Origin of the sequence: Alteromonas sp. S005 (assembly GCF_036864475.1) — a bacterium.
In the GTDB taxonomy this organism is placed as follows: Bacteria; Pseudomonadota; Gammaproteobacteria; order Enterobacterales; family Alteromonadaceae; genus Alteromonas.
Genome location: NZ_JAZETN010000011.1, coordinates 90,488 through 103,977, shown reverse-complemented (window position 1 = coordinate 103,977; position 13,490 = coordinate 90,488). Strand labels below are relative to the sequence as shown.

Sequence of the window (13,490 nt, the reverse complement as noted above, 5' to 3'; positions counted from 1 at the left end):
AGTGACTATTTCCTAAGAAGAAAACTGATTCTTTTAACCAAGTTTGTCCAATCATAAATGTTTAGCGCTTTATCAAATTGTTGAGCTTGAGAAACGCTTACTTCCCCATTGGCCATCTTTTCCATTTGATCTTGCATACCATCAAAAGAATCAAACAAAAGACCAATTTCAGGAGTAATCACTTCTGGAAGAATTCCAATTGAGGGAGCGAGAACTGGGCAACGCATAGTCACACTGAGCATTGCCGCTCCAGAAGTTAAAACTTGTTCATAAGGCAAAACGCACAAATCAGCACTAGAAAAGTAATCTATAACCTCATCATTTTGGACGAAGCCTGGCCTAAACAGAATATTTGCATCTATCGTTTGTTTAGTCAGCTCCGGCATAAGCTCTTGGTCTAACACTCGTCCTGCTATTATAAGGTAAATATCATCACTCTTTTCACGCAGATTGTGGAAGCGAGACAGAAGGTTAAATATGCCTTTGTAACCTTTTATATTTCCGAAGAATAGAAAAACAGTAGATTGAGCTGGGATGCCGAACTTCTCTTTCGCTTGAATTTTATCTATCTTCTCGCCGTAGAAATCACCATAGGTACCGTGAGGAACGATTTCGACACTATTCTCAGGCACCTCAAACTCTGTTATTAAGCGCTGTTTTGCTACTTCACCGTGTGCTAGCGAGTGGTCTACAAACGAAAGTATCTGCTCTCTATAACGTTTTTCGTCTTCGGCGTTTTCAGAGTCGTGCGAGCAAATGTTATGTGCAGTATATATAACCTTAAAACCATTTTGTTTTGCGTAACTCAACGCTTCTAAAGTGTTCGAGAGTACAGATGGATCTTCAAAGTCAAAAAAGTTATGTAACCAGTGAAGGTGAACATACTTAAATTTGCCTTTTTTTCTGTCGATTAGCTCTTTGCGAAGACCTTTTTGATCATAGCCTTCAATTGCTAAGTCAAAATTTTCATTCAATGCTTGATAGAATAGTTTTTGATATGGATTATTTGTTAACCAACAAGGAAAAAACATGATGCCCGCGTTTTTTCCTTCAAGCTGGTAGCGAGGTGTAATTAATTGTTCGACTGTCTTTGCTTTAGCGGCTTCTTCTTTCTCTTTAAGATATGCTTGCACATCCTTTGCGCTATGATCGCGTACTTTCAAAAACTCTTTGTATAGCCACCATTTTTGATTCTGCACGCAATAGTCTTTAAATGACACCGCATCCACGTCTGTAAAAAGTGATTTTACTTTTGCAAAAACGCCATCAAAATATTCATCGCTCACCATCTTTAATGTATACATCAGCGAGCTCACAAGCTTAATATCTATAGTTGCGTAGTAATAATCGGCAACGTTGTTCTCATTAGCCCATGCTCTTACATTCGAGAACGCCTGAAACTCAAATTCACAATTCGAATTCTTACGATGAGCTACCGTTACCGATGATTCTGACTCGCGTCTGTAGTTATAACCAATGAATTCATCGTTGAAAACAACGTTGGCAGCATAGTAATAAGCAGCGAATACAAAAGGTACATCTACAGCAGCTTTTGTTTCGCCTAAGCGAATGTTGAACATTTCTAACATTGAGCGCTTAAACACTTTATCCCATATCATAAAGCTATCATGGGTTTTAAACCTGGAGCTAGTCGGATCGTCAAAACCTTCAGCGGTATAGGTTCGCTTACTTACTCTTCCGCTTGCTTCATGATTATTAAACCCACCAGAAAAAACGATATCGGCATTACTTTCTAGCGCCATACTCATTAATTCTGAGTAAAAATCTCTATTGATCCAATCATCGCTATCGACAAAACCAACATAGACACCTTTTGCTATAGACAATGCCTGATTTCTAGGCGTGCCTGGGTTTCCGGACGCTTGAAGATTAGTTAACACTATAATTCGAGAGTCTTCTGCTGCATGGCGATCAATAATCTCTGAAGAGGTGTCTGTTGACCCATCATTGATTAATATGAGTTCAAAATCAGTAAATTCTTGTTCACGTATAGATTGAATACAGAAATCTAAATATTGGCCAGAGTTATGGATAGGTACAATTATGCTTAGTAGCGGGGAATCTTGATGACTATCCAGCGCTGGAAGACCTTTTGTAGTGGTTATAATTGTATCGTGCGGGTCTGCTGCTTTGTACTCATACATCAGGCGTTCTGTTTTATCTATATCCCCCCCGAAGGCTAACGAATATAAATAGTTTCTATAAACATGCTTTAAAACAGGTTTATCCACTAAGATGTTTGCAAGTTCTTTTACATTCGATGGAAAACACTGTTCATATATGGCGCGTGCATCGCTAAAGTTTTGTTCTGAAAACGCTTTATTGGCTGAAAGCAGCACGTCATTAACCACTATATTATCTCCATGGTTCGTTGTATCTGGGGTGCTTGATTAAAAAATGCCTGAACTTACTATATAAGAACTCGGCCTTCGGCTTTACCATGTTTTATATAATGAAGAAGAGGATTAACACCTGAATCTTTTACGTCTGGATTCATCGCCAAATAAGATTTGGTATCAAACTTTTCAGAAGGAGAAAGTTCGAGTTCAGCTCCGAAAGAAATGAAAAACTCCAGGGGGTCTTTTACTTGAAGGCCTAACATCCTTAACTGAGTTGTTACATACACCTTATCGAAGTACTCACTTCGAGCAATTAAAGCTTTGTCTCTCCTCACGCGTTTAGACTTTGAAAACGACAAGCTCGCTTTTTCACTGGCTTTAGACTCCAAAGTATTAATTACTCGAACTAACGCGGACTGTAAACCTGAATCACCTAACGAAGGACTAGAGTCAAGCACTGACTTTAAAGGTTTAAAATTACTTTCACCAGTTTTACTTCGAAGCCAACTTACTTTTTCTTCTAAGTAGTTGTTTCGCTCCTTAAAGTAAACTACTTGCTTTTCTAACTCAAGTGCGTCTTGTTGCAGTTCTATCAAATTATGAAGCAAAGACTCCCTAGTTAGCGTACCTGAAAGCTCGGAACTGTCCCATCCGACTTGAGGCTCTACACTAATACTTAGACATATATCTTCGGCTACATGATTTCGCAGAAGAGCTACAATTTTTTTGCATTCATGTTCAGAAAGCGATTCGTTTTCTTTCAAGTTAAAAATTATATTCATCACGTAAATTCGGGTAATAGTAAATGGAAAGCTACGTTACAGTCCTCTTAGGCAAAGAAAATTTGTATAATAAGAGCGCGACAATTAACATGAAGTCTAGATCAGATAAATTCTTATGATAAAGTCTTGATTAGTCGTTTAAATTAAATAGCAATTCGCCTACAACTTCAAACTAGTAGCGAACCAAGTGCTATACAATTCAAGCAAGCTGATTAGGGCTTATCTCAACATAACTATATAGTTAACGTTCTACTACCACTGTCTCTTCGATATTATCGTTCACTCAGTTTTTGAGCTACTGTGTCAACAAGTTATACTCTTCTAACTTTTTCTTTATAAATGGACCATTCGGCCTAGCTATACTTGCCAAAAGCATAAGTTCGCGTGCAATACCTGTATCTTCGACCTCCATACGAACTGCAACATCTCTAATTAGGTCTATTGACTTAGCGGACAACGAAGGGAAAGCATAGAACCTATTAAATACGTTCGAAAGTTCAATTAGATTAGACACATCCAAATCAAACACCATTCTATTCGCGGCGATATATTCTAAACGCTCACCATTGTAGAAAAGAAGATCAACTAGATATAAGTATTTGAATGGCCCATCTACCTTGCCTCTGGTCATCAATGTATCCAAGCAGCCAGTCTCCGAAAAAAATGGAGAAACGACAACATCACCATGCACATCAAAATCTAAAGCTTCAAAAAAATAACCGTAACCAGAAAACGCGATTTTATGCTTATCGTTAATGATACACGCTGATGAACCCTCAGCGCCTTTTAATCTAAAATATCCTATACCCAATAACTTTTGCTTAATATCACACTTAATGCAAAAATCTTTTTCAATATCTGCATATTCAATATGAATAAGGTCATTCTTAAACTCGGTAGAATTGCCAACAATTTCTGGAATATTGACAATTGAAAAGGGGTTGTTTTTGCACTCTCCCCCTGAAGGTCTATTTTTCTTTAATCTATATTCATGACTAGCTAAGACACCTCCTAAAATAATACCGAAGAAATAAGATGTACGATGGCTTAGATGTATTTTGTCTTTAAAATGACCTTTAGAAAAATTGAGCTCGTTAAGATCAATTACAGATATAGAATTCAAACGACAAAGTTCTAAAACGGTATCATAGAAAGAATTAAACTTGTAATCTCTCAAACCAATTACGGGAAAGAAAACATTGACAATATTAACATTCAATGTACTAAGAAATCTGTAAAATTCCTCGCACAAATGCTGATACTCATCACTTAGAATCCCTCTGTAAACATTAACATCGTTTATGTAATGATCTAGTATCAGCAGATCACAATTTTCAACTAGTTCTCTATTTTTTATCAAAGTCTTTAGATGGTAAAAAAAAGGTACCCTACCACACGAGAGCTGAATGACCTCATGTTGTAGGCGGAGAGATTGTATAAAACCCTTGTTCCCGATTACCGAATTTGATGTGCCCACAACTATAATTTTCATATTTAATTACTACAAGAATACGAAGTATTTATCTACCAAATCTTTAGACAAGGGATGTTCTGATAGCTTGACTTTGTTGATAATAGGTATCTCAACCCCGTCTCCCAACCTTTGAACATAGGTATCATTCGTTTCGTGAAGAGATCTTATCCAGCAGTAACTTATAGTTCCGTCTAATATAAGTGGTACTTGCCTATCAATCTTTTTATGAGAAACATTGGGAACAGCAGACTTTATTCTGTGCTCACCGGTCTCACTGCAATGGTTTATAAAACCCAGCCCGATTGCAATTTTTTCATCATAGCTTTCAACAAAATGTGTATATGTATCCAACTTTGAATCATATAATGCATTAACACCAGCTGGTAGCGATATTGCTTTGCCGACAAAAGCATCTACAGCGTATCTTGATATATACTCAAAAAAGTGAGGTGCTAGAATATCGTCGTCATCTAATCTTAGAAGAGAATATACCCCTCCTTGATTTCTTCCTTGAAATTCTTCGCTTATTAATGCTCTGGTACTTTCGACTATATTAAAATCTTCTTCATATGTTACCCAGATTATCTTCAACCAACTATAATTCTTTTCTGCGTTAGACAATAGGTCTTGTGCCCACGAACTAATCAGAGTAGAAGCAAAAACGAAATGCCTTACTTGTGCGCCCTCTATATGCGCTTTTTCAATATTTTTAACTGTTCTATCAAGAAAAATTTTTAATCGACCACGCAAGCGCTCGTCATTTGCGACAACATTATCGATTTGCTCCTGAACAGTTAAAGTACTCGTTTTCCAAGCCTTTGTCATATTTTTATTGACCAAGCTAAATCGTGTGTATAAAAAAATCATTTGCTATTATCCTTTAAGCTATTGATTAGCTCGTAATCTGTTACATAAAAAGCTTTCAGTTGCTCTTCGATTGTAGGAGTTCTAAAAAGAGCACTTTTAGGAATTCTTTTTTCGCTTTTAAAAATTTGATTTAGCTCTTCAGCAGACTGAGTAACCACATTCCTCTCTCTCTCGCTTTCGATATTACTAGTGCTCGCATTGACAGGCTTTTCGAAAAACTTTTGAGCTAGAGCAGCTCCAACGACTAACTGCATTGAATCATACAAGGAGTTCATGGGAATAACAGCATTGTAATTTATATCTCGCAAATGAAGATGTTGAGAGTAAAGGTGAGGATCTAACTCTCGTTCGCTTACTTGCTGGTTCATAATATATAGTGAAATAAATTCTTCGAAACTAGCCTTAAATGCATCCCTTCCAGTAATTTTCTCATAACTTTGGAAAATATCCTTGTTTCCAGTATTTTGAATGAACTTATTTTTGTATACAGAAATAGCTCTATCTATAGGATCCCTAAATACAAAGATTCTAAAATCACATGAAGAAAGCTTATCTAATGAACTCTCCACATGAAGTTGATTTAAGGCCGCTAAATCTGTTTTATATTCAGAAAAGCATCCATGAGAAAAATGAGAAAAAAACTTTTTAAAAGAACTGCAAGCATTTTTACGTATGTAAGTATAGGCAATGCTTACACCATCTACTTTTATAGTATAGGTGTTTGAAACAGGCTTTTCGGTAAAATCCCAGTTGTTTAGTGAATACATATTTTTCCAGTGATTTGAAATTGAACTCGTAGCGAGACACTAAAATAATTTAGAATACCCAGTTAGCAATTGAACTTCTTTGGTTACATTTAAGGGCCACTTGGTAGTAAATGTGGAAAAGATCGTTTGCCCGTGCTTAATTTCTCTTAACCACTCTTCTTTTCTTGCAATACAAACTATGGGCAATTCCTTTTTAGAACAGTGCACAGCGAATCTAACATCTACGTATTTTTGAGAACCTTTCATAAACTCATGTCGGGGCCTATTTTTAGCTTTAATTGCTACAGTACCTGTTCCAATTTGGTTAACTAAACGATCCTTCTCTAACGCCCTTGGAAATGAAAACACCCTACGAAGCCCTACATCACCATCATAGGCATCTGGGTAAATAACACCATGAAGTCCATATGCTGCTTCATCATTTTTTGCTAACTTTTGACACATTACCGATGCATAATTTTCTGGATAAATAATATCATCATCAACATATAAAATAACGTCTTCATCATCTACATCAATATCTAAGAACTTACCAACATCTCTTTGATCGGTGTCAGGAATTATTGCTTCCAACTTCTTATATTTATTTAAAAAGGGCGGGATCTCTTTGTAATCATTGAGGCATAGATGTATTTTATCAACTTGGTTATAGAGAGAGTCAATCGCAGGTAAAATCAATTCACCACGCGCCGGAAAAGTACACATACATGCAATAATCATATCGCCTCCCCTTCACACTGAACACCATGATATTCTCTGTATATTCCCTGGTCTCTCAGAACATTATCGACCTCTTCGTCAGACACTATGTGGCTGCCTATAACTCTCTGTCTCGCCGCAATATCTGAATAAGCTCTACGCCTATGTGCTACACAGCCAGTATTTTCCGCAGCTAAACCAGGGCGTTTTGTTAAAGAACCATCTCCCCACAGCCCAAGAATCAACGGTTCATCTAGAACTCTAACGTTTTCGGCACCAAGCATAAACAAGCACAATTCATGGAATTCAGTATCTGCGGCAACAAGCGACTGTCTAAACTTAGGCAGTATACTAAACACTTCCTTTTTAACCATTGTAGAAACAACACAAAACCTGTTGATTAGCCCATCAGGAAAAAATATGACCTCTCCCTCTGGTGAAATTCTTATCCAGCGACAACTTGTTACAAGTGATTCAGACACCTCTAAATCATTTACTTGTCGCTCAATCCGCTGAGGAATAGCTACGTCATCTGCATCTTGAAAAGTAATGAACTCTCCTCGGCAGAGGGGAATCAATGCATTTCTTATGTTGTAAGTACCTTGATTTTCTCTTGATGAGAAAACTCTGACACGTCTATCGGTTAACGCTAAAGACTTCATTATTTCTAGAGAACGATCATCGCTATTGTCATCACACACTAGAATTTCAATATCTTGGTAGCTTTGATTTAACAGAGAGCGAATCGCGTATCCCACTGTTTTATCTGAGTTAAAGCATGACATTATTATCGAGACTAGCGGACCTCTCTTAACATTTGGCCTTTCAAACACTAATGAATCTAAAACATTTTCATTGAGCGATAAAGACACGACGTTTGACAAATCATAGTGTGCTAGCAAACCATTTAATGCTGATTGATAGCTCTCAGCATTTTCAAGCCTAGCTTTATTTAACCCAAGACCCAACCTGTGCTGAATGTGCTCAAAAGATTCAAGCTCTAAATTTTCTAAAAACTCTTTATTGTCGAAATTATCGAAGATAACGTTGTTCTGCTGTACCTTCTGGGAAAAGTCCTTTGAAGAGAATTTTGTTAGGTTGCTAGATATTTTAGTCGGTATTGAAAGCATTGGTAAAATGAGGGGGTGGTTTACCTTCACTAACTCAAGCAACTCTTCGTCTTGGCTCAATAGAAATGCGTTTCTTACGTGCTTCGCGAAATGATTTTTCTCGTCTTTATCTAAATTTGAAAAGTTAATTGCGAATGACTTTACTTGGTTCAAGTAAGTCTCTGACATTTGAACAAAGCGAAGCCCGTCCATATACTTCAGCAAATTTTTTTTCTCTTGAGCTAAAGGCGCTCTACATAGATCATAAGCCAAAGTGTGAATATTGATATATTTTGCTACTTTGGGCTCAAAGCCATCCAATACACAATCAGCTTTTTGCAATAAGTTTTCTTTAGTGTAATGACTCAATAAAAACTTGAGCGCTCCGAAATCATTTCCATATTGTTTTGCTTTCTCAAGCAAATTCAGAATTTTTACTGATTTATTCACTTTAAACTTCTCTTTTTCCAACTTTTATAATCGCTAAGCCTTTTTCTGCTGACAGTGACGTTACGTCAAAAGGTCTATTTTTAAGGTCAGCTTCTTTCTCCCACATTTCTACACATTCTTTTTCATCAATTCTTGAGTAATCGTCCATAAATATAGTTAGGTTAGACTGCTCGAAGATATTTACTATTTTGGGAAAAGCTGGGTAACGCGCATGTCTGTTTGTCGCACCAGGAGGTCCGTCTACAAGTACAAGGACATTCGCAGGCCTAATTTCCTTATATACTTCTTCAAGTTTTTTCTCACAATCGTAATGCATATAAGTACTACCATCAGCCTCATAATTAGTGAGTGGCGCAAAGCATAAATCTACGAATTCTTCAACACCGTGCTTTTCAAGCATGTTCAAAGTGCTGTTGTAGTATTTTTCCAAGTGATCGAAGCTTACAAAACGACTTTGATTTGAGCTTGTCTTGGCAAGAGCACTACTCATGATCAATGTGGATGTTCCACTGCCAAATTCAATGATCAAATCAAACTTTTGAGTGGTTATCATGTCGATTAGGCGTACACCTATATCTGGACTCACTGGCCAACCATGGAAATGAACAGGAATTACACCATACTGTAGAAAACGTTTTATAGTATCGTATGCTTCTAGCTGGGTAACCACGTTAGCGGCTCTACCTTTAACAAGGATATCAATACTTTGACTTAGTGCCTTATTGTTTGAGAGTAGCTCTTCTCTTATGACACTTGGCAGGCTTTCAAAATTGATTTTTGAGTCTTCGACTAGACTACTTAGGGAGGTTGAATTAATGTTTAGTAACGTCTCTACATCTGTTAAAAGTTCACTAACGCCCCGCCATGCTTCATCGATCTGCTCAAATTTTACTGTTGAACTTTTTTCTAAACTAATGAACGAGTTTGAGGTTGAGTCCTTCATTTCATCAGCCCGCAATGCAAGTGCGCTCAAGCCTTTCTCAACCCTATCTAAATGGGCATTATTTTGTTTTACGATTTCAGCAAGCTCACTTAGTGTCTCTGACGTTGAGTTTTTAATTAAATCAGCTTGCACCGCGAGAACACTTAAGCCCCTCTCAATTTCAACTGTACTCTTACCGTTTTCTTTTATTTTTTCAGTTAAACTGCTTAAAGAACTCGAAGTTGAGTCTGCCATTCTCTCAACTTTGGAGAAAAGTTTATTTAAGCTATTTTCAACACGATTGATACGCTCTACGTTGCCTTTTGAATTTTCTATTAAAGTTTCAAAATAGTGTGAACTCTTTTCTGATATCTCCTCAGCCCGCCCGATAAGCGTGTAAAGGCCTTTCTCTAATTTATTAATTTTTTCAAACTTTTCACTAGACTCAAGTGCTTCTACTGCAAGTTGATATTGTTCTTTACTGAAAAAATAAAGGGTACCGAAATCTTCTTCGAGTAATTCAGCAACACTGAAACCAAATGACCGCATCAGGTTCACATAGTGATAAGGTTTACTTTTTGCTCCTTCCGCCCTTGAGAGCCGCACTACTATGTACAAGAATTTATTACTTATAGGGCTTTCAAAAAAGTTTGTGAGGAGGGCCGTGCTCAAACCATCGAAGTCGATGATTAAGCAGTTCGAATAAGTTTCAAATTCTAAACCCGATTCGTTAATTATTTCTGAGATCCCCTTAGGCGCCATCTCAAGGGTTTCTAGATGTTTGCAACCCGGTAACATTTGAAACACCCTCTCCAGTTCAACGCTCGTTGAAAACTTAGAGGGTGAAATCAGATGGAACTTTTTGGTTTGTGATTCTGCGACAAAAGAATTTTTTCTATAGACCTGAGACGCAACTACATTCTCACTCAACTGGTTATAAACTGCGGCTTCGAAAGCATCTACCAGAAGTAGATTTTCACAATATAACGTTAACTTTTTATTGATAGAGCAATCACCACAACCCAACCAGATTACGTTCTCTAACTCTAGAAGGTTGTTAGTCATTTTTATTGCCATCATTTAATTCTAATAAGTTACTTTGGTAAACCCGTCCTTCCTTCTTACCACACTTTAAATAATGGACTAGTGGGTTTACGCCTTGCTCTGCAACATCAGAGTAAGCTTTTAGATAGGATAGACCATCAAAATGCTCACTTGGTTGTTTACCTTCAAGATATCCGAGAGTGAGGTAATGTTCTTCTGGTGTTTCATGAGTCTTCTGAAAATCTGGATAATTCTGCAAATACCACTCTTTGTTGAACAATGCTGAATCTTCTAAGAGTCGAATATTAGCCTTCAACTCTCCCTCAGAATTATTTAAAACTTTTGAGAATATTGATTTAAGAGATTTTGAAGCCTTCAATGCTTTGTTATTTTCAAAAGAGCGTAATGCGCCTCTTGCATTCAAGATTACTATCTCTTTCAAATCCAGTTGTCGCCTCAAACTTTCATTGTTTTTGCGTTCTCTATCTAACTGAATACTAACAGACCTTGAGTCTTTACCGAGCTCCTCAATTGTAGCCTCCAGCCGAGTGATTGATATACTTTTAGCCTTCTCGCTACTCTCTAGCTCTTCTATCTTTCTTCTTAGGTACGCTTCCTTCTTATTTGCCTCTGACAAGGCCAATTGAGCTTGCTCATCTTTAACTTGGAGTTCTTCGTTAAGCTTTTTCGTATTTTCTAATTCTTTTTGCAAATACTCCTGAACCTTCGCCGCGGATGATTCGGACTCTAAACTTTTAGCACGAAGTCTTTTGTTTGATTCATTTGCATTTTTTAATTCTTTTTGTAAGTCCTCTTGTAGCTTCGCCGCAGATAATTCGGATTCCGAATTTTTGGCACGGAGCCACTTAACTTTCTTTTCCAGTTCAACCTTTTGTAGCTTCAAGGTTTCAAGTTCTGTAGAGCTCTGTAAACTTTTGTCATACAAGGCTTCATGTTTAAGCTGAAGCTTCTCAAGTTCTCTTAGAAGTGAGTCTATCTGCTGCTTGCTTTCAGCCTTAACTGAGTCTATATCTTCAAACCAGTCAGAGTTTACAATGAAGGTTCGAAATTCCAGATAATCAGTTTTTGTGTTTTGCTTTACAATCGTAGTAAATAAGTTCCGAGCTCTGCTAAGTTCTGGTGAAGAATAAGTTTTTGCTAATAAGAGGCTTACCCCTGCCAGCTTTACTTGACCTATTTCTAATAGCCCGCATTCATAATCGAGAGATTCGAACTTCACGTGGTGAGGGTTCGCTTTGTAAAGTGAGTACAAGGCATCTATGTAATTGCACCACATATCTTCAATATCAGATAGCGAGCTTTCGCTTAAAATGGAATAAAAAAGATAACCTTCGAATGGCAACACTTTCCATGTTGTTTCGTCCATGTTTATTGAAACGTCTTCCATAAACATAACATCGATATTTGGGACATCAAAAGTTAATGTTGATGGTAGTAAAAGCTTTTCCATTTTATTTACTCTTAAACTGCAAAATTTCTTACAACGACCGATTTATCCATCGCTGGGAGAAGTGCAAAAATTTATATCTGCTGGTGACATGGGTTCACATTATTAAGGGTACAATTGTAAACTTTTAGTATAGGTAATTACAATGGTCCGCTTTAAAATGATGGGATATGGAAATTTTTTTGGTTCAGAAAATATTAGTCAGCCAAAAAATGAGAGATAAAGGCATTCGTAGTAAGTTGTCATTAAAATTCAGAGTCCTAATACAACAAAGGTTTAATGAAACATTATTGAGCCTGTAACAGATTCTGTGTAACTGCCATTAGTTAATATGCTTTTCGAGACGTTCCTCGAACTCGATAATAAATCGACTCATCGCCTGACGCCAGTTTTGAATCGGCATCGACCATTTTTTACTGGCGTCTTTTATTGCTAGATACACCATTTTTCTTGCTGAATCATCGCTGGGGAAGATTTTCCGCTTTTTAATAGCTTTGCGGATAACGCTGTTCAACGACTCAATGGCGTTGGTGGTGTAAATTGCCCTGCGGATGTCCTCTGGGTAATTAAATAAGGTGTTGAGATTATGCCAGTGCGTCCGCCATGATTTAGCAATTTGAGGGTACTGGCCGTCCCATGTTTCAGCAAACCGTTCTAGTTCAAGCAGAGCTTCATCTTCTGTTGCTGAGCGGTATACGCCCTTTAAATCCGCTGTGACAGCTTTATAGTCCTTCCATGACACGTATTTCAGTGAGTTACGCACCATGTGAACGATACAGAGTTGAATATGTGTTTGTGGGAACACAGCATTAATTAATCGCATCAGGGAAGCCTTTCAGACCATCTACACAAGCAATAAGGATGTCTTCTACGCCGCGCTGCTGAAGTTCGGTTAGCACGTTTAGCCAGAACTTAGCGCCTTCATTCTCGGCTATCCACATGCCCATCAACTCTTTGTGGCCTTCGGTATTGATGCCCAAGGCCAGGAAGATAGATTTGTTGATGATGCGTTTATCTTGGCGTACTTTCACCACGATACAGTCGAGGTAAACGATGGGGTAAATAGCATCTAACGGGCGTGACTGCCACTCGACCACTTGCTCGATAACCGCATTAGTGACGCGAGAAACCAATGTTGGCGATATCTCAGCACCGTACCATTCATCAAACGCATTGACGATTTCACGAGTACTCATGCCCTGTGCATAAAGCCAGAGGATTTTATCGTCCATTGACGTAAAGCGAGACTGATGTTTTTTAACGAGTTTAGGTTCAAAGGAGCCTTCACGGTCACGAGGTGTATCGAGTTCAAACTCACCATCTTCGGTTTTAACTCGCTTACTGCTCTTACCGTTGCGACTGTTTGATGACGTAGACTTTTGATTTTTCTCGTAGCCAAGATGCTCATCCATTTCTGCGTTCAAAGCCGCTTCAACGGTGATTTTCTTCAACATCTGACTAAATTCGTTTAAGTCCTCAGGAGTTTTAATTCCCTTGGCCGCTTCCTTTGCGAAAGCTTCAAGCTCTTTCTTATTCATGTTCATCTGC

Annotated in this window: 9 protein-coding genes and 1 pseudogene; all 10 read right to left on the bottom strand. The window is 37.8% G+C overall.

The features are described from left to right. Nucleotides 1–5: 5 nt before the first annotated feature. A complete protein-coding gene (locus tag V7R55_RS13545; RefSeq protein WP_334059917.1) occupies nt 6–2,252 on the bottom strand; it encodes a glycosyltransferase in 2,247 nt (748 codons plus the stop codon). Nucleotides 2,253–2,431: 179 nt separating this feature from the next. Beyond that, on the bottom strand, nt 2,432–3,142 hold the full coding sequence (locus V7R55_RS13540; RefSeq protein WP_334059943.1) for a glycosyl transferase family 1: 711 nt from the start codon (nt 3,140–3,142) through the stop codon (nt 2,432–2,434). 295 nt (nt 3,143–3,437) lie between these two features. Further along, nucleotides 3,438–4,634, bottom strand: coding sequence for a hypothetical protein (locus tag V7R55_RS13535; protein WP_334059916.1), 1,197 nt, complete (start codon nt 4,632–4,634; stop codon nt 3,438–3,440). 9 nt (nt 4,635–4,643) lie between these two features. Next, nucleotides 4,644–5,483 carry a glycosyltransferase gene (locus V7R55_RS13530; protein ID WP_334059915.1) on the bottom strand — a complete coding sequence of 280 codons (840 nt, stop codon included), beginning with the start codon at nt 5,481–5,483 and terminating at the stop codon, nt 4,644–4,646. Beyond that, complete coding sequence (locus V7R55_RS13525; RefSeq protein ID WP_334059914.1) at nt 5,480–6,250, bottom strand: sulfotransferase family 2 domain-containing protein; 771 nt, start codon at nt 6,248–6,250, stop codon at nt 5,480–5,482. The genes V7R55_RS13530 and V7R55_RS13525 overlap by 4 nt, the downstream gene beginning before the upstream one ends. 39 nt (nt 6,251–6,289) lie before the next feature. Then, nucleotides 6,290–6,970: a hypothetical protein gene (locus tag V7R55_RS13520; protein ID WP_334059913.1), complete on the bottom strand. Its 681-nt coding sequence runs from the start codon at nt 6,968–6,970 to the stop codon at nt 6,290–6,292. Continuing rightward, complete coding sequence (locus tag V7R55_RS13515) at nt 6,967–8,508, bottom strand: glycosyltransferase family 2 protein (RefSeq protein ID WP_334059912.1); 1,542 nt, start codon at nt 8,506–8,508, stop codon at nt 6,967–6,969. The genes V7R55_RS13520 and V7R55_RS13515 overlap by 4 nt, the downstream gene beginning before the upstream one ends. 1 nt (nt 8,509) lies before the next feature. After that, entirely contained in the window at nt 8,510–10,495 is a 1,986-nt protein-coding gene (locus tag V7R55_RS13510) for a hypothetical protein (protein ID WP_334059911.1), read from the bottom strand. Next, nucleotides 10,488–11,945: a hypothetical protein gene (locus V7R55_RS13505; RefSeq protein WP_334059910.1), complete on the bottom strand. Its 1,458-nt coding sequence runs from the start codon at nt 11,943–11,945 to the stop codon at nt 10,488–10,490. Before V7R55_RS13505 ends, V7R55_RS13510 begins: the two co-directional genes overlap by 8 nt. Before the next feature lie 319 nt (nt 11,946–12,264). Continuing rightward, nucleotides 12,265–13,480, bottom strand: a pseudogene (locus V7R55_RS13500) (IS256 family transposase). Nucleotides 13,481–13,490 lie beyond the last annotated feature (10 nt).